This window comes from Teichococcus aerofrigidensis, assembly GCF_054073225.1.
On sequence record NZ_JBSXMU010000014.1, the window covers coordinates 38,914 to 55,932 of the forward strand.

18 protein-coding genes are annotated in these 17,019 nt (G+C 72.3%); 8 read left to right on the plus strand and 10 right to left on the minus strand.

The genetic code is table 11. The annotated features are described in order from the left end of the window. Positions 1-33: 33 nt before the first annotated feature. Together ACVMLK_RS05590 and ACVMLK_RS05595 are read right to left on the minus strand one after the other, a co-directional pair. Positions 34-933 (minus strand): hydroxymethylglutaryl-CoA lyase, encoded by a 900-nt coding sequence (locus tag ACVMLK_RS05590; protein WP_198365730.1) that lies wholly within the window; start codon positions 931-933, stop codon positions 34-36. Next, the gene (locus ACVMLK_RS05595) at positions 930-2,150 is read right to left on the minus strand and encodes a CaiB/BaiF CoA transferase family protein (protein ID WP_457485843.1); all 1,221 of its coding nucleotides are present in this window, start codon (positions 2,148-2,150) and stop codon (positions 930-932) included. Before ACVMLK_RS05595 ends, ACVMLK_RS05590 begins: the two co-directional genes overlap by 4 nt. A 408-nt stretch (positions 2,151-2,558) precedes the next feature. Between ACVMLK_RS05595 and ACVMLK_RS05600 the strand changes: the two genes are divergently transcribed. Both ACVMLK_RS05600 and ACVMLK_RS05605 read left to right on the plus strand, forming a co-directional pair. After that, complete coding sequence (locus ACVMLK_RS05600; protein ID WP_370591957.1) at positions 2,559-2,918, plus strand: CidA/LrgA family protein; 360 nt, start codon at positions 2,559-2,561, stop codon at positions 2,916-2,918. After that, complete coding sequence (locus ACVMLK_RS05605) at positions 2,918-3,637, plus strand: LrgB family protein (protein WP_198365727.1); 720 nt, start codon at positions 2,918-2,920, stop codon at positions 3,635-3,637. Before ACVMLK_RS05600 ends, ACVMLK_RS05605 begins: the two co-directional genes overlap by 1 nt. 66 nt (positions 3,638-3,703) lie before the next feature. Here the strand turns inward: ACVMLK_RS05605 and ACVMLK_RS05610 are convergent, their stop codons facing one another. Then, positions 3,704-4,462, minus strand: coding sequence for a superoxide dismutase (locus ACVMLK_RS05610; RefSeq protein ID WP_198365726.1), 759 nt, complete (start codon positions 4,460-4,462; stop codon positions 3,704-3,706). Positions 4,463-4,566: 104 nt separating this feature from the next. Here ACVMLK_RS05610 and ACVMLK_RS05615 point away from each other — a divergent pair, with 104 nt between their 5' ends. Continuing rightward, entirely contained in the window at positions 4,567-4,896 is a 330-nt protein-coding gene (locus ACVMLK_RS05615; RefSeq protein ID WP_198365725.1) for a DMT family transporter, read from the plus strand. A gap of 6 nt (positions 4,897-4,902) precedes the next feature. On the opposite strand, the gene ACVMLK_RS05620 is transcribed toward ACVMLK_RS05615, so the two are convergent. From ACVMLK_RS05620 to ACVMLK_RS05630, 3 genes are read right to left on the minus strand one after another with little or no spacing between them, the layout of a single operon-like run. Beyond that, a complete protein-coding gene (locus ACVMLK_RS05620) occupies positions 4,903-5,679 on the minus strand; it encodes an ABC transporter permease (RefSeq protein ID WP_422921886.1) in 777 nt (258 codons plus the stop codon). Next, on the minus strand, positions 5,676-6,869 hold the full coding sequence (locus ACVMLK_RS05625) for an ABC transporter permease (RefSeq protein WP_422921887.1): 1,194 nt from the start codon (positions 6,867-6,869) through the stop codon (positions 5,676-5,678). Before ACVMLK_RS05625 ends, ACVMLK_RS05620 begins: the two co-directional genes overlap by 4 nt. Before the next feature lie 2 nt (positions 6,870-6,871). Further along, positions 6,872-7,936, minus strand: coding sequence for an ABC transporter substrate-binding protein (locus ACVMLK_RS05630; protein ID WP_198365723.1), 1,065 nt, complete (start codon positions 7,934-7,936; stop codon positions 6,872-6,874). Positions 7,937-8,231: 295 nt separating this feature from the next. Between ACVMLK_RS05630 and ACVMLK_RS05635 the strand changes: the two genes are divergently transcribed. From ACVMLK_RS05635 to ACVMLK_RS05650, 4 genes are all read left to right on the plus strand, one after another. Further along, the gene (locus ACVMLK_RS05635) at positions 8,232-9,221 is read left to right on the plus strand and encodes a TRAP transporter substrate-binding protein (RefSeq protein WP_198365722.1); all 990 of its coding nucleotides are present in this window, start codon (positions 8,232-8,234) and stop codon (positions 9,219-9,221) included. A gap of 10 nt (positions 9,222-9,231) precedes the next feature. After that, positions 9,232-9,768 carry a TRAP transporter small permease gene (locus tag ACVMLK_RS05640; protein WP_422921888.1) on the plus strand — a complete coding sequence of 179 codons (537 nt, stop codon included), beginning with the start codon at positions 9,232-9,234 and terminating at the stop codon, positions 9,766-9,768. 9 nt (positions 9,769-9,777) lie between these two features. After that, entirely contained in the window at positions 9,778-11,079 is a 1,302-nt protein-coding gene (locus ACVMLK_RS05645) for a TRAP transporter large permease (protein WP_422921889.1), read from the plus strand. A gap of 89 nt (positions 11,080-11,168) precedes the next feature. Continuing rightward, complete coding sequence (locus ACVMLK_RS05650) at positions 11,169-12,572, plus strand: aspartate aminotransferase family protein (RefSeq protein ID WP_457485844.1); 1,404 nt, start codon at positions 11,169-11,171, stop codon at positions 12,570-12,572. Positions 12,573-12,616: 44 nt separating this feature from the next. On the opposite strand, the gene ACVMLK_RS05655 is transcribed toward ACVMLK_RS05650, so the two are convergent. From ACVMLK_RS05655 to ACVMLK_RS05665, 3 genes are all read right to left on the minus strand, one after another. Next, positions 12,617-13,564 (minus strand): alpha/beta hydrolase family protein, encoded by a 948-nt coding sequence (locus ACVMLK_RS05655; protein WP_457485845.1) that lies wholly within the window; start codon positions 13,562-13,564, stop codon positions 12,617-12,619. Then, positions 13,555-14,316, minus strand: coding sequence for a dienelactone hydrolase family protein (locus tag ACVMLK_RS05660; protein WP_457485846.1), 762 nt, complete (start codon positions 14,314-14,316; stop codon positions 13,555-13,557). Before ACVMLK_RS05660 ends, ACVMLK_RS05655 begins: the two co-directional genes overlap by 10 nt. Before the next feature lie 242 nt (positions 14,317-14,558). Continuing rightward, positions 14,559-15,653, minus strand: coding sequence for an ABC transporter ATP-binding protein (locus ACVMLK_RS05665; RefSeq protein ID WP_198365717.1), 1,095 nt, complete (start codon positions 15,651-15,653; stop codon positions 14,559-14,561). 115 nt (positions 15,654-15,768) lie between these two features. Between ACVMLK_RS05665 and ACVMLK_RS05670 the strand changes: the two genes are divergently transcribed. Then, positions 15,769-16,770 (plus strand): enoyl-CoA hydratase/isomerase family protein, encoded by a 1,002-nt coding sequence (locus ACVMLK_RS05670; protein WP_232477004.1) that lies wholly within the window; start codon positions 15,769-15,771, stop codon positions 16,768-16,770. A gap of 43 nt (positions 16,771-16,813) precedes the next feature. Here ACVMLK_RS05670 and ACVMLK_RS05675 read toward each other — a convergent pair. After that, positions 16,814-17,019 (minus strand): hypothetical protein (locus tag ACVMLK_RS05675; protein WP_457485847.1); only part of this gene is annotated, 206 nt, incomplete at its 5' end.

Genomic DNA, 17,019 nt, shown 5'->3' on the forward strand with positions numbered 1-17,019 from the left:
ACCGCCACCCCTGGCCCGCCGCGGGGCGCCGCGTCACGCCGCCCGCGCCGCCGGCACGCCGCGCATCCGCCCGCCCGGCGTGCCACCGGGCACGGCGGCGCAGAGATCGGCCGCGACGAGCAGCCTCGTCCAGTCGATGCCGGTCGCGACGCCCATCCGGTGGAACATCCAGACGAGGTCCTCCGTCGCGGTGTTGCCGGTCGCGCCGGGGGCGAAGGGGCAGCCGCCCAGGCCGCCGGCGGCACCGTCGAAGACCCGGCAGCCGGCCTCGAAGGCGGCCAGCGCATTGGCGACGCCCAGGCCATAGGTGTCGTGGCCGTGGTAGGCGAGCGGGTTGCCGTGCCGCGCCAGCGCCTGCCGGAAGACCTCCGCCACCTGATCGGGCGCGGCGTTTCCGGTGGTGTCGGCGATGCCGATCTCCATCCCCGGATCGAGCGCGGCGGCGCGCCCGACCATCTCCAGCGCCGCCGCCTGCGGCACCACCCCCTCGAAGGGGCAGTGGAAGGCGCAGGAGAGGTTGAAGCGCATCGCGACACCCGCCGCCGCGCCCTCGCGCACCAGCTCCGAGAGCTCGGCCAGGCTCTCGGCCCGGCTGCGGTTCAGGTTGGCCTTGTTGTGCGCCTCGGTGACGGACATGAAGAAGCCGAGCCGGTCGGCGCCCGCCGCCATGGCCAGGTCGAAGCCCTTGCGGTTCGGCACCAGCACGGTGCATTCGAGGCCGGGCAGCGCCTTGGCCGCCTTCAGCACCTCCGCCGTGTCGGCCATCTGCGGCACGTGCCGGGGGCTGACGAAGCTGCCCACCTCCATGCGCCGCAGCCCGGCCGCGTGCAGCGCGCGGACCATCTCGATCTTGCGTTCGGTCGGCACGAAGGGGCCGATGGATTGCAGCCCGTCGCGCGGAGCGACCTCGCTGATGGTGACGCTGTCCGTCATGCCTGCTGCTCCTCCCCGAGCCAGTCCTGGAAAACCTGTTCGTTGTGCGCCCCGGCGGCCGGTCCCGTCCAGCGCACCATCTCGCGCGGGGTGACGCCGTCGAAGCGGAAGGGCGCCGCCGGGTGCAGCACGGGGCCGAGCAGCGGGTCATCGACCGGCATCACCGAATCGCGGGCGAGGAAATGCGGGTCCTCGGCGATGTCGCGGATATCGAAGAGGCGCGAGCAGGGCACGTCCACCGCCTCCAGCCGCTCCTGCGCCTCGCGGGCGGGCAGGGTGCGGGTCCAGTCGGCGATGGCGGCGTCCAGCTCCGCCGCATGGGCGCAACGCCCGCCATTGTCGGCCATGCGCGGATCGTCGGCGAGATCCGGCCGGCCGATGGCGGCCATCAGCCGGCGGAAGATGAAGTCCGAATTGCCGGCGACGCAGAGCCACTTGCCGTCGGCGCAGGGATAGGTGTTGGTCGGCGCCGCGGTCGGGATGGCGGCGCCCGCCGGTTGCCGGATCTTCCCGGTCAGCCCGTATTCCGGAAGGATGCCCTCGCTCAGGCTGAAGACGCTGTCGACCAGGTTGATGTCGATGGTGCGCCCGCCGCCCCCCTCGCCCGCATCCCGCCCCCAGCAGGCCGAGACCACGGCCATGGCGGCATACATCCCGGCCAGGTCGTCGCTGATCGAGAGGCCGCAGCGCGGCGGCGGCAGCTCGGTCTGGCCGGGATTGGCGGTGAGGTGCCGCAGACCCCCCATGGCCTCCCCGATGGCGCCGAAGGCGGGCTTGTCGCGATAGGGCCCGTCCTGCCCGTAGCCGGAGACGCGGGCGATGACGAGGCGCGGGTTGGCCTCCCGCAGGCGGTCGGGGCCGAGGCCGATGCGCTCCAGGTAGCCGGGGCGGAAGTTCTCCACCAGCGCGTCCGCGCGGGCGGCGAGCTTCAGCAGCCGCGCCTGGTCGCGCGGGTTCTTGAGGTCGAGGGTGACGGAGAGCTTGTTGCGGCCATGGATGCTGAACCAGACCGGATGCCCGTTGTGCCGGCTGCCCCAGCCGCGGATGGGGTCGCCCTCGGGCGGCTCCACCTTCACCACCTCGGCGCCCATGTCGGCCAGCAGGCGGGTGGCGAAGGGCCCCGCGATGTAGTGCCCGAGTTCCAGCACCTTTAGTCCCGTGAGCGGCAGCCCCGTGAGTGGCAGCCGCGTTGCTGGCGGCCTGGCCGGCGATGTCATGACCTTGCTCTCCTCCCGATCCTGTCCCGCCGGAGGGTTGGCGAGACGGCGCCGTCCGGCAAGGGGGCGCGGCCAATTTCCCGCCGCGTCTTAAGGGAATGGCAGGCTGTTCCCGCCATGATGGCGCCAGGGCCGCCCCCCGGCCCTGTCCTCCTCCCCGGTGCCACACTCTCCCTGGCACCACGCCGTGCCCCCTCCCCGGCACGGCCACCTTCACGGCAGGCCCCCCGGAGCCTGCCGTTTTTCTTGACGCCGCCCCGCGCAAAGCGGGGATGGCGTTCCAGGCGGGCGGGGAGGAAGTCTAGGCGCAGTGCATCATCAACCGGGGAGCCTGCCCGTGCCTGTCCAGCCTGCCGTCCTGCGCCCGCCTGCCGTCCTGCGATGGAGTGCCGCGCCATGATCGGCGGCATGACCATCCTCCTCCTCTGCCAGTTGCTCGGCGAGTTGCTGGCCCGCGCGCTGCACCTGCCCGTCCCCGGCCCGGTCCTCGGCATGGCCCTGCTCTTCGCCGGGTTGCTGCTGCGCGACCGCTGGTCCCCCGGCGCCGGCGGCACCGATCCCGGCGCGCCCGGTCTCGGCGGCACGGCGGATGCGGTGCTGCGCCATCTCGGCCTGCTCTTCGTGCCCGCCGGGGTCGGCATCGTGGTCTTCCTGCCGCAGCTGGCGCGGGACTGGGCGCCGCTGGCCCTGGCGATCCTGGCCGGCACGCTGATCGGCATCGCCGTCACCGGGCTGCTGGCCCAGCTTCTGATGCGGCGGCTCGGCTGATGGTCGACCTTACCGAGATCTGGGTCTATCTGGCGCGCGATCCGCTGGCGGCGCTGACCGCCACCCTCCTCGCCTGGCTGGCCGGGCTGCGCCTCGCCGCGCTGTGCCGCTGGCATCCGGTGGCCAATCCGGTGCTGCTGGCCGTCATCCTGCTCGCCGGTCTGCTGCTCGCCGCCGGGGTGGATTACCGCGCCTATTTCCAGGGCGCGCAGTTCGTGCACTTCCTGCTTGGGCCCGCCACCGTGGCGCTGGCCGTGCCGCTCTACCGGCAATGGCACCATGTTCGCAGCTCCGCCCTCGCCGCGCTGCTGGCGATCGCCTGCGGCGGACTGGCCGCCGCCTTCTCCGGCGTGGCCTTCGCGCTGCTGCTGCGGGCCGCGCCGGAGGTGACCGCCAGCCTGGCGCCCCGCTCCGTCACCATGCCGGTGGCCATGGGCATCGCCGAGCAGATCGGTGGCCTGCCGGGGCTGACGGCGGCGGTGGTGCTGGGCTCGGGCGTGACCGGGGCGACGCTTGGCCCGGCGATGCTGAACCTTGCCCGGGTGCGGGACTGGCGCGCCCGGGGCCTGGCCATGGGCACCGCCGCGCACGGCATCGGCACGGCGCGCGCGATCTCGGTGAACGCCACCGCCGGGGCCTTCAGCGGCATGGCCATGGGGCTGAACGCGCTGATCAGCGCGCTCCTGCTGCCCTTGCTCTGGCGCTTCTTCCTCGGCTGAGGCGTTCCATCGGAAAAGGCGCCGACCACCCGGCCGGGGCCGATCCCGCCCGGTTCCCGCTCCGGCCTAGATCGCCAGCGTGCCGGCCTTGGCGGCGGCGTAGCGCTGCCCGACCTTGGCCCAGTCCACCACGTTCCACCACGCCGCCAGATATTCGGGCCGGCGGTTGTTGTACTTCAGGTAGTAGGCGTGCTCCCAGACGTCGTTGCCCATCAGCACCCGCTGGCCGTCCATCAGCGGCGTGTCCTGGTTCGGGCGCGAGGTCAGGGCCAGCTTGCCCTCGCGGTCGACGGTGACGAAGACCCAGCCCGAGCCGAACACGCGTCCGCCGGCGGCGTTGAAATCGGTCTTCATCTTGTCGAGGCCGCCCAGGTCGCGGTCGATCGCCTGGGCCAGCTCGCCGGAGGGCGTGCCGCCGCCGGGGCCCATGATCTGCCAGAACATGGCGTGGTTGGCATGGCCGCCACCATTGTTGCGCAGCGCCGTGCGCACCGCCTCGGGCGCCTCGGGAAGCTTGGTGAGCAGCTCCTCCAGCTTCATGCCGGCGAGCTGGCCATGGTCCTTCAGCGCGTTGTTCAGATTGGTCACATAGGCCGCGTGATGCTTGCCGTGATGAAGCTCCATGGTGGCGGCGTCGATATGCGGCTCCAGCGCATTGGCGGCATAGGGCAGCGCCGGCAGGGAATAGGGGCCGGAGGCCGGCGGGGTCGCGGCCTGGGCGAAGAGGCGCCGCGGGGCGGCCAGGGTGCCGGCGGCCAGCAGGGCGGCGCCCAGCGCCAGGGCGCCCCGACGGTTCGGTCCGAGACTCGGAGGTGCGAGGGTCATGGTGCTTCTCCCAGGGATGACAGGGCCGTAACTCGCCGCCGCCGGAGGGGATGCACCCGCCTCCGCAACTTGACCGCCCCGGGTGGCGCCGGCAGGAGCGGGGCATGCAGCACCTGTATCTGGGCCTCGCCATCCTGCTCGAGGTCATCGCCACCTCCGCCCTCAACGCCTCGCGCGGCTTCACCCGGCCGTGGCCCTCGGTGGTGGTGGTGCTGGGCTATGCCGGCGCCTTCTGGTTCCTGGCGCAGGCCCTGACGCGCGGCCTGCCGATGGGCATCGCCTATGCCCTCTGGTCCGGCATCGGCATCGTGCTGATCGCGCTGGTCGGCTGGATCGGCTTCGGGCAGCGGCTGGACGCCGCGGCCCTCGCCGGGATCGGGCTCATCCTGGCCGGGGTGCTGGTCATCAACCTGCTCTCCGGCACCGGGCATTGAGCGCGCCTACCGCTTGCGGCGCAGCAGCGTGACCGCCAGCAGCAGCAGGGCCGAGAGCAGCACCATCACCATGGCCGCCGCCATGATGGTCAGGCTGATGGAATCGTTCAGCCCGGAGAACATCTGCCGCGGCAGGGTGCGCTGCGCCGGACCGGCGAGAAAGAGCGTCACCACCACCTCGTCGAGCGAGGTGGCGAAGGCGAAGATGGCGCCGGCCGCCACGCCGGGCATGATCTGCGGCAGGCAGACGCGCAGGAAGGCCCGCAGCGGCGAGGCGCCGCAGGCGGCGGCGGCGCGGAGCTGCACCGCGTCGAACTGCTGCAGCGCGGCCAGCACGGTGACGAGGACGAAGGGCGCGCCCAGCGCGGCGTGACCCAGCACCAGGCCGAGGAAGCTGTTGGTCAGGCCCAGCGGCCCGAAGGCCAGCAGCAGCGCCACGGCGACGATGACCACCGGCACCACCATCGGCGCCAGCAGCACCGCCATCACCAGGCGCTGGCCGGGGAAGTTGCCGCGCCAGAGGCCGAAGGCGGCCAGGGTGCCGAGCACGCCCGCGAGCAGCGCCGCCACCGTGCCGAGGCGCAGGCTGTTCCACAGCGCCGGCAGCCAGAAGCCGGAGGTCCAGAAATCGGCGTACCAGCGGAAGGACAGGCCGGGCAGCGGATAGTAGAGGAAGGACCCGGCCGAGAAGGAGAGCGGCAGGATCAGCAGCACCGGCGCCAGCAGGAAGACCAGCGCCAGCAGGCCGAAGATCCAGAGCGCGAGGCGTGAGGTCGCCATCATGCGGGACGCATCCGCGAGAAGCCGATCAGCTTCCCATAGACCGCCAGGATGACGGCGACGGCGAGCAGGATCAGGCAGGAGAGCGCCGCCGCCATGCCCCAGTTGACGGTGCGCGAGGCATAGAAGGCGACGAAATAGGGCAGCATCTGGTCATTGGCCCCGCCGAGCAGCGCCGGGGTCACGTAGAAGCCCAGCGCCTGGATGAAGACCAGCAGGCAGCCCGCCCCCACCCCCGGCAGGGAGAGCGGCAGCGAGACCCGCAGGAAGGCCCGCAGGGGCGAGGCGCCGAGCGAGCGCGCGGCGCGGGGCAGGCGCCAGTCCAGCGCCTTCAGGCTGGCATAGATCGGCAGCACCATGAACGGCAGCAGGATATGCACCATGGCCAGCAGCACCGAGCCCCGGTTGAACAGCAGCGGCAGCGGCTCCGAGGTCAGCCGCAGCGCCTGCAGCGCGGCGTTCAGCACGCCCTCGCGCTGCAGCAGCACCATCCAGGCGGCGGTGCGGACGATCAGGCTGGTCCAGAAGGGCAGCAGCACGCCGGCCAGCAGCCAGGGCACCAGGCGCGGCGGCGCCGTCGCGATCAGCCAGGCCAGCGGATAGCCGATGGCGAGGCAGAGCAGCGTCGCCAGGGCGCCGATCCAGAGGGTGCGCCACAGGATGCCGCGGAAGATCGCCTGGTCCGGCGGCGCGGCGGCGATGTGGCCCGCCGCGTCCCGCTTCAGATCGAGCACGGCGAGCAGATTGAAGTCCGAAACCGGCCCGCCGGCGCGGCGGATCGCGGCCCAGGGCTCGGGCGTGGCCCAGTCCTCGCTGATGCCGGCGAGGGCCTCGCGCGGGGCGCCCTCAAGCTCCTGCGCGACACGGCGCGCCGTCATCGGCAGCAGGCTGCGGAAGCCCGGCCAGTCGGCGTTCAGCCGGGCCGAGGCGCGGGCGATCTCGCCGCCCCCCGCCGCCCGGTCGCGCTCGCGCGCCTCGCGCAGATCCTCGATCACGGCGGCGAAGGCGTCGTCGCCGGGCAGCCCCGCCCCGTCCCAGCCGGCGAGGGCGGAGACGGTGCGCGGCAGCACGGGCGCGACATCGCTCTCCTGCACGGCGCGCAGGAGAAAAGCGCCGATTGGCAGGATGAAGACCGCCAGGAGGAACAGCAGCAGCGGCGCGACCAGCGCCGCCGCCTTCCAGCGCGCGGACAAGGTCAGCGCGACAGCCAGTTGTTGAAGCGCTGGCTCAGCTTGTCGAGATTGTCGAGCCAGAACCGGTCACTGATCTCGAGCGCGCTGGCGGCATTCGCCGGCGCCGTCGGCAGGTTGGCCAGCACCTCCGGGGAGACCAGCTCGTTGGCGCCCTTCACCGTCGGGCCATAGGCGATGCGCGGCGGCAGCTCGGCCGCGACCCGGGGCTCGCCGACGAACTTCAGGAAGGCCTGGGCCCGCGATTTGTTCGGGCTGTCCTTCATGATGACCCAGGAATCCAGGGTGTAGAGATTCTGCGCCCAGGCGATGCCGAAATTGCGGCCGTCATTCTGGTTGGCGGCGGTGATGCGGCCGTTGTACGCGTTGGTCATGGCGACCTCGCCGCTGGCCAGCAGCTGCGCCGGCTGGCTGCCGCGCTCCCACCAGACGATGTCCTGCTTGATCGAATCCAGCTTGCGGAAGGCGCGGTCCACCCCGGCATTGGTGCCGAGCAGCTTGTAGACCTCGCCCGGCGCCACGCCATCGGCCAGGAGGGCGATCTCCAGCGTGGTCTTGGGGCCGCGCCGCAGCCCGCGCTTGCCGGGGAACAGCTTCGTGTCGAAGAACTCGGCCCAGCTCTTGGGCCCCTCGGCGGTGCGCGCCCGGTCATAGGCGAGGACGAAGGAATAGAGGATGTTGCCGACGCCGCATTCGCTGACCGCCTGCGGGATGTAGCGGTCCCGGCCGCCGATGGCGGCGAAGTCCATCTTCTCGAACAGCCCTTCCTCGCAGCCGATCAGGAGCTCCTCGCTCTCCACCTGAACGAGGTCCCAGTTGTTGGCGCCGGACTGGATCTTGGCGCGCAGCACACCGACACCGCCGTCCCAGGTCTCCTCCAGGAGGCGCGCGCCGCTCTGCTGCTGGAAGGGGCGGAAGAAGATCTCCCGCTGCGCGTCCTGATAGGCGCCGCCCCAGGAGACGATGGTCAGGTCGCGCCCCTGCGCCAGGGCCGGGCCGGTCGACAGGGCCGGGAAAAGCGCCAGGCCCGCGGCGAACAGCCCGATGGCGCCCAGATGTCTCCGCAACATTCTTTGGACCCTTCCTGATGGGGGCGGCCGGCGCGGCGCCGGCCTGCCCGGAGTCGAGCCTAGAGCAGATCGCCGGCCCTGTTGAGAGGGTGCGGAGCGGCAGGCTCCCGGCGCTGCCCGTCCCGCCGCGCCGGTTGGCCGCCGGGCGGGCAATCCCTCCCGGAAATGGCGCTTCGGTGGGCGCCGCCGGCCTGGCGGCGGTGGAATACCGCCGCATCGCCCCTTGCCTGCCGCGCGCCGGCGGTCGGATAGTTTCCCGCCGCATCCTGGCCCAATGACCACGGGAGACCACAGCATGACGACCACGCGCCGCAGCCTCCTGCTGGCCGCCACCGGCGCCGCGATGGCCGGCCTGGCCCCGCGCGGGGCGTCCGCCCAGGCCAAATGGCAGTTCGCCACGGCCTACCCGGACACCAACTTCCACACCCGCAACATCCGCCAGTTCGTGGAGGAGGTGCAGAAGGCCACCGGCGGCGCGTTGCAAGTCCAGTTGCACACCAACGGGTCGCTGCTGCCCATGCCGCAGATCAAGCGTGGCGTGCAGCAGGGTCAGGTGCAGCTCGGCGAGATCCTGATCTCCGCCTATGGCAACGAGGACCCCTTCTTCGAGGTGGACGGCATTCCGCTGCTGGCGCCGAGCTTCGAGGCGGCGCGCAAGCTGCGCAACCTGGCGCGCCCCTATATCGAGGCGCGCTTCAGGCGCAGCGGCCTGGTGCCGCTCTACGCCGTGCCCTGGCCGCCGGGCGGCTTCTACAGCAACCAGTCGCTGCCGAGCCTGGATGCGCTGAAGGGCAGCCGCTTCCGCGCCTTCAACGCGATGACGAACCGCTTCGCGGCCCTGCTGCAGGCGACGCCGACCCTGGTGCAGTCGGCGGAGGTGGCGCAGGCCTTCGCCACCGGCGTCATCAACGCCCAGGTGACCAGCGCCGCCACCGGCGTGGACACGCAGGCCTGGGACTACGCGCGCGTCTTCACGCCGGTGAACTTCACCTACACGCAGAACCACGTCTTTATCGGCCGGCGCGCCTTCGAGGCCCTGCCGGCCGCGCAGCAGAAGGCGATCCAGGACGCCGCCGCGGCCGCCGAGGAGCGTGGCTTCGCGATGTCGAAGGAGGCGACGCAGATCGCGCAGGACACGCTGGAGAAGCGGGGCCTGAAGGTCGAGCAGCCGACGCCGGCGCTGATCGAGGGGCTGCAGAAGATCAGCGCCGTCATGACCGACGAATGGGTCTCCCGCACCGGCGAGGACGGCCAGAAGCTGATCGCCGCCTATCGCGCCGGCTGAGGCGGCAGAGATGCTGCGACAGGCGCTCGATGCGCTCTACCGGATGGCGGCGGCGCTCGCCGCCCTCTCCCTCCTCGGCATCTTCCTGGTGATGATGGCGCAGGTCATCCTGCGCGGCCTGGCGATCCAGTTCCCGGGCGCCGACGACATCAGCGCCTATCTCTGCGTCTCCACGACCTTCTTCGCCCTGGCCCATACCTTCCGCAGGGGCGAGTTGATCCGCGTCGGGCTGTTGCTCGACCGGCTGTCGCCGCCCCGCCGCCGCGTCGCCGAGGGCGTGGCGCTGGCGCTGGCGGCAGCCGGCTGCGCCTATGCCTTCTACTGGACGCTGGATGATGTGCTCTTCTCCTACGAGATCGAGGACCTCGCCCAGGGTGCGCTGCCGGTGCCGCTCTGGATCCCGAAGCTCGCCATGCCGGCCGGAGCGGCGCTGCTGCTGGTCGCGGTGCTGGACGAACTCGTGACCGTGCTGCGCGGCAACACGCCCGCCTACGTCGTCGCCGCGATGGAACGCGCCGCGCGCGGCGACTTCTCGGCCGAGGTCTGAGGACACCCCATGGATCTTCTGGAACTTTCGGGCCTGCTTCTGCTGCTGCTCGGCCTTCTGCTGGCCGGCGGGCTCTGGATCGGCATGGCGCTGGCGGTGGTGGGCTTCGTCGCCGTCTGGTTCGTGCACCCGCAGCCCGGCACCTACCTCGCCAGCGCCTTCTGGGAATCGACCGGCTCCTGGACGCTGGCGGCGCTGCCGATGTTCGTCTGGATGGGCGAGATCCTGTTCCGCACCCGGCTGTCGGAGGAGCTGTTCAACGGCCTCTCGCCCTGGGTGCGGCGCATCCCGGGACGACTGCTGCACGTCAACATCCTGGCCTGCGGCATCTTCGGCTCGGTCTCCGGCTCCTCCGCCGCGACCTGTGCCACCGTCTCCAAGATCGCCCTGCCGGAGCTGAAGAAGCGCGGCTATGACGAGGATGTGGCGATCGGCAGTCTCGCCACCTCGGGCACGCTGGGCATCATGATCCCGCCCTCGATCATCATGGTGGTCTATGCCGTGGCGGCCGAGGTCTCGATCGTGCGCGTCTTTCTCGCCGGCTGCCTGCCCGGCCTTCTCGTGATGGTGCTGTTCAGCGCCTATATCGCCGTCTGGGCGCTGCTCAACCCGTCGAAGCAGCCGCCCAAGGGACCGTCCATGCCGCTGCGGGAGAAGCTGCGCCAGTCGGCCCAGCTCATCCCCTGCGCCCTGCTGATCGTCGCCGTCATCGGCTCGATGTTCGTCGGCTGGGCGACGGCGACGGAGGCCGCCGCCTTCGGCGTGCTCGGCTCGCTGGTCCTGGCGGCGGTGACGCGCTGCCTGACCTGGGAGAGCTTCATCGAGAGCCTGTCGGGCGCGACGCGCCTCTCCTGCATGATCATGTTCATCCTGGCCGGCGCCGCCTATCTCACCAAGGCCATGGCGCTGACCGGCATCCCCGCCGCGCTGGCCGAGGCCGTGGCTGCGATGGACCTCGGCCCCTATGGCCTGATCCTGATGCTCACCGCCGTCTATGTGGTGCTGGGCACGGCGCTCGACGGCGTCTCGATGATCGTGCTCACCACCTCCATCGTCGTGCCGATGGTGCAGCATGCCGGCTTCGACCTGATCTGGTTCGGCATCTTCATCGTGCTGCTGGTGGAGATCGCCGAGATCACCCCGCCGGTCGGCTTCAACCTCTTCGTCATGCAGACCATGACGGGACGCGAGCAGACCGAGGTGGCCTGGGCCTCCCTGCCCTTCTTCCTGATGCTGGTGCTGACGGTGGTGCTGGTGACGGTCTTCCCCGTCATCGTCACCTGGCTGCCGGACGTGCTGCTGAGCCGCTGAGCGACGGGGGGGGGGAGCGGATGGCCCCCCCGTCGCCAGGGCGGAAGAACTGGCCTAGCCTGCCGTGGAAGCGCAGGAGAGACCCCCGCATGACCCCGCCCGACACCCATGGCGCCAATTCCGCGGCCGCGCGGGATATCGCCTCGCTGCTGCACCCGATGACCAATCACAGGGCGCATCGCGAGCAGGGCCCGCTGATCATCACCGGCGGCGAGGGCATCCGCATCCGTGACGAGTCCGGCCGGGAGTATCTGGAGGCGGTGGCCGGGCTCTGGTGCGCCTCGCTCGGCTTCTCCAACGAGCGCCTGCTGCGCGCCGCCACCGAGCAGATGCGCAGGCTGCCCTGGTATCACAGCTTCACCGGCCGCTCGAACATGCCGGATATCGAACTGGCCGAGGCGCTGCTGGCGCGCGCGCCGGTGCCGATGAGCAAGGTGTTCTTCGCCAATTCCGGCTCGGAGGCGAACGACACCGCGATCAAGATGGTCTGGTATGTCAACACCGTGCTGGGCCGGCCGCAGAAGCGCAAGATCATCGCCCGGCAGCGCGCCTATCACGGCATCACCGCCGCCGCCGCCAGCCTGACCGGCCTGCCGGCCAACCACAGGCTGTTCGGCCTGCCGCTGCCGGGCTTCCTGCATGTCGGCACGCCACACCACTACCACTTCGCCGAGCCCGGCGAGAGCGAGGCCGATTTCGCGAGCCGCCTCGCCGCCGAGCTGGACGCGCTGATCGAGGCGGAGGGGCCGGAGACCGTCGGCGCCTTCTTCGCCGAGCCGGTGATGGGCGCGGGCGGCTGCATCGTGCCGCCCGAGACCTATTTCGAGAAGATCCAGGCGGTACTCCGCAAGCATGACGTGCTGCTGGTGGCCGATGAGGTGATCTGCGGCTTCGGCCGCACCGGGCGCTACTGGGGCAGCCAGAGCTTCGGCCTGCGGCCGGACATCCTGACCTGCGCCAAGGCGCTCTCGGCCTCCTTCCTGCCGATCTCGGCGGTGATGGTAAACGAGCGCGTCTATGAGGCCCTGGCCGAGGGCAGCGACCAGGTCGGCACCTGGGGCCATGGCTTCACCTATTCCGGCCACCCGGTCGCCGCCGCGGTCGCGCTGGAGACGCTGCGCATCTATGACGAGGAGAACCTCATCGAGCACGCCGCCACGATGGGCGCGCTGATGCAGCGCGGCCTGCGCGAGCGCTTCGCCGGCCATCCGCTGGTCGGCGAGGTGCGCGGCGTCGGCCTCGTGGCGGCGGTCGAATTCGCCGCCGACAAGGCCGCGAAGCGCAGCTTCGACCCCGCGCTGAAGGTGGGTCCGCGCCTGGTGCGGATGGCCGAGGAGGAGGGGCTGATCCTGCGCGCGCTGATGAACGACTCCATCGCCTTCTCGCCGCCCCTGGTCATCGCCGCCGCCGAGGTGGAGGAGATGCTGGAGCGCTTCGGCCGCGCCGTGGAGCGGCTGACGGCGGAGCTGCGGCGGGAGGGGCTGGCGGGCTGAGAGGGCGGCGCCGCGCCCGATGCCCCGTCGCGCGCGGTCGCGCCTCAGGGCGCCCGGAAGCCCATGGTCCGGTCCGGCCAGGGATCGACACCGTGGCGCAGCCAGGTCAGGGTGTCCGGCCAGAAGTCGGCGGCATGCCGGTCGTGGAAAAGGCTGAAATGGCCGATGGCGGTCCGGCCGTAGCCGGCGGGGTCCAGCACCGCCAGCCGCCGGGCGGCGCCCGTATAGTAGCCGAGCGCGCGGCACACCGCCGGCACCGTGCCGAGTTCGTCATCCGTCACGGCGATGGCGAGGATCGGTGCCTGCACAGCGGCCATGCGGGCCAGGATGTCGCGGCGCTCCGCGCGCGGGTGGCTCCGCGTGAAGCAGGGGCCGCGGAAGCTCCACTCCTGCGCCACGCCGGCCGGCAGGTCCTCCAGCCACCCGAGGCGGCGGCCGGGGAAGTAGCCGCAGAGCGCCGTCGCGATGGGCATGGCGACGTGCCATTTGAGCAGAAGCCGCAGGCGGCGCTCCGGCGCGTAATCGCCCCACCAGGCATACTGCGCCCCCACCGTCAGCATGCGGCCGATCATCGCCGCATTCGGGGCGAGGCCCGGCAGGAAGCCACCGATGCTGTGGCCCACCACCATCGGGCGGGGGCAGCCGGTCGCCTCGTGCAGGAAGCGCAGGGCGGCGGCGAAATCCTGCATCCCCCAGTCGCGCCAGCGGTAGCCGCAGCCCTTGAGGCGCTCCGGCCGCGACAGGCCGATGCCACGATAGTCATAGGTCAGGACATCGAAGCCGTGCCCGGCCAGGAACCGGGCGTAGCGGTGATAGTAGCGGGCCAGGACGCCGGTCGCCGCGTTGACGAGGATGGCGCCGCCCTCTCCGGCGTCGGCGGCGCGCCAGAGATGCCCGCGCAGCCCGACCCTGTCCTCGCAGGCGAATTCGGCAGGCTCCGGCCGCAGCGCCACCGCCTGCGCCCCGGGCCGGTCATGCGCGTTCAGGGACATGCGGCGGCGGCCACCGCGCCACGCGCACCCAGCGCGTCGGACAGCCAGACGGCCACCATCCGCGCCGAGCACTGCGCCATGTAGGTCCATGGCGCCGCCGGCACACGGCCCTCGCCGCCGGGCGCGGGCAGCAGCGTGCCGCCCTCCCCCAGCGGCGCCGGACGATCCCAGGCATAGCCCGCCCCACGAAGGCTGACATGCCGCAGCCGCCCCCGGTCGGGCAGGCCCTGCACCAGCCGCGCGCAGGCCTCGGTGCCGTTCTCCGTGTCCAGGCTTCCATGCATCAGCAACAGGCCCGCCGAGGCATCAGCCGGTGCGCCGGCCTGTCCCTGCGCCACCAGGTCCCGGCAGCCCGGATAGAGAATGGCCCGGGCGACGAAGCGGGGGATGGTGTCCGATCCAGGCCGCGCCAGCCAGGCGGCGCGGCCCCCCGCCCCGAACCCCAGCAGGGCGACCCTGTCCGGGTCGATGGCGGGGTGCTGGGCGGCGAGGTCCGCCGCCTGAGAGACCGCCTCGGGCACCCTGTCGCGGCGCCGGGCCTGCCCGGGGCCATCGGTGACGATGAAGGGGTCGAGATCGAGAACCGCGACGCCCCGCGCCAGCAGCAGGGCGGTGATGCGGTCCGCCCGGCCGTCGGGACCGAGCGAATCCGAAACCGCCACGACCAGCGGAAAAGGCGCGCGGTGCGGATCGCCGGGGAGAAACAGCGTCAGCGTCGGCTCGCCCGGCCGGGCGGCGGGCATGGCCGCCAACAGGCGGGGTTCCGGCCCCCTATTCCCGGCGCGATCCTCGGCGCGCGCGGGCGGCGCGCCGATCGGGGCCAAGGACAGGGCAGCCAGTATCAGCCATCCGAACATGATCCCGCGCCCTCCATGCCAGGGGATATCCCCCTGACCATCGCGCGCGCATCACCGCGTCACAATTCGACTCCGCGGAAGCGAGCCTTCGCCGCGCCCGAAGGGAGCCGGCCAGGACCCCGGGCGGGGGGGCGTGGTCAGGCCGCGAAGGCGTGGGCGTGTGCGGCGTCCCAGGCCACCGCCGCCGTCTCCCCGGGCTCGGGCAGCCGGGCGCCGCCGACGACGCGCTTGGCCAGGATCTCCCCGCCGCCGCTGCCCAGCGAGAGGCGCAGCCGGACATGGTCGCCCTGGAAGATCGCCTCCAGCAGCCGCGCCGGCAGGGCATCCCCGCCCAGATCCTCGGCGTCCACCGGCGCCACCGCCACCCGCTCCGGCCGCACCGCGACGACGCAGCGGCTGCCGGGCGCCTCGCAGTCCACCGGCCGCGCCAGCACCTCGGCGCCGCAATCCAGCGCCACCCGCACGGCGCCCTCCTGCCGCGCCAGCACACGGCCGGGCAGGCGGTTGTTCTCGCCGACGAAGCCGGCGACGAAGGCATTGGCCGGCTCCTCGTAGATGCGGCGCGGGCTGGCCAGCTGGCGGATCTCGCCGCCCTCGAAGACGGCGATGCGGTCCGACAGCGTCAGCGCCTCCTGCTGGTCGTGCGTGACATACATCATGGTGACGCCGAGCCGCTGGTGGATGCCGCGGATCTCGTACTGCATCTCCTCGCGCAGCGCCTTGTCGAGCGCGCCCAGCGGCTCGTCCAGCAGCACGATGGGCGGTTCGAAGACCATGGCGCGGGCCAGCGCGATGCGCTGCTGCTGGCCGCCCGAGAGCTGCGCCGGGCGGCGGTCCCCGAATCCCTCCAGCCGCACCATGGCCAGTGCGCGCTTCACCCGCTCGGCCCGCTCCGGCCGCGGCACGCCGCGCACCTCGAGCGGGAAGGCGACATTCTCCGCCACCGACATGTGCGGGAACAGCGCGTAGGACTGGAACACCACGCCGATGCCGCGCCGGTGCGGCGGCAGCCGGGCGATGTCGCGCCCCTCCAGCAGGATGCGGCCCTCGCTGGGCAGCTCGAAGCCGGCCAGCATCATCAGCGTGGTGGTCTTGCCGGAGCCGGAGGGGCCGAGCAGCGTCAGCAGCTCGCCCTTCGCCACCTCCAGGTCCAGATGCCGCACCGCATAGCCCGAGGCGGCCGGCCCATAGGCCTTGCGCACGCCCTCGAAGCGAACCAGCGCCTCCGCCATTCCCCAATTCCCCCGACCAGGCTTCCCCGTCCTGCATCGCGGGGCGGGGGGCGGGTTGTCAACTGCCGCCCCGGCCCCGAAGCTGTGGCGAGGAAACCGCCGAGGAGACATGCCGATGAGCACAGCCGAGCCCAGCCTGATCCGCCGCCGCGAGGGCGTCGTGGGCCACCTGACGATGAACCGCCCGCGCGCGCTGAACGCGCTCGACCTCGCCATGATCGACGGCTTCGCCGAGGCCATCGACGCCTGGCGGGAGGACCCGGCGGTGCGGCTGGTGCTGCTGGAGGGCGCGGGCGAGAAGGCCTTCTGCGCCGGCGGCGACGTGCGGCAGGTGCGGAGCGACGTGCTGGCCGGCGACACGGCGGCGGTGGAGGCCTTCTTCTCGCGCGAATACGCGGTGAACAGCGGCATCGCCACCTTCCCCAAGCCCTGGATCAGCCTGATCGACGGCATCTGCATGGGCGGCGGCCTCGGCGTCTCGGTGCATGGCAGCCACCGGGTGGTGACGGAGCACGCCCTGCTGGCCATGCCGGAGACGGCGATCGCCCTCTTCCCCGACGTCGGCACCAGCTATGTCCTGCCGCGCCTGCCGGGCAGCCCGGGCATGGGTCTGTGGATCGCCTTGACCGGCGCGCGGCTGAAGGGCGCCGAGGCGGTGGAGGCCGGGCTGGCGACGCATTTCGTGCCGCGCGCGAAGCTGCCGGCGCTGCGCCAGGCCCTGCTGGAGAAGGGCGAGGCCGGCGTGGTGGACGAATTCGCCGAGGCGCCGCCGCCGGGTCGCGTCACGGCGCTGCGCCCGGCCATCGAGCGCTGCTTCGGCGCCGGCGACCGCGCCGCCATCGAGGCCGCGCTGGAGGCCGAGGGCACCGACTGGGCGCGCGAGCAGCTCGCCACCCTGCGCCGCGTCTCGCCGACCAGCGTGGCGGTGACCATCGAACTGCTGCGGCGCGGCGCCGCCCAGGACCTGCCGGCCTGCCTGGAGCAGGAGCTGATCCTGACCCGGACCATCACGCAGCACCCGGATTTCGCCGAGGGCGTGCGGGCCGTGCTGGTGGACAAGGACCAGTCGCCCCGCTGGCAGCCGGTGGGCGACCTGCGGAGGCTGTTCGGCGACTGAGACAGCCGATCCCGGGAGGCGCCCTCCGCCGCCCCGGCGCCCCTCAGGCCCGCTTCCGGGCCAGCCGGGCGGCGGCGAGCAGGGCCAGCAGGGACAGGCCCAGCCCGGCGCCGAAGACCGCCGCATGCGCCTCCCCGCTGGCGCGGAACAGGGCCGCCAGGACGAAGCCGGTGGCCGCCTGGGCCAGGGCGTAGAGCACCGTCGCGCGGCTCCAGACCAGGCCCGCCCCCGGCCCCGCCAGCTCGCGGG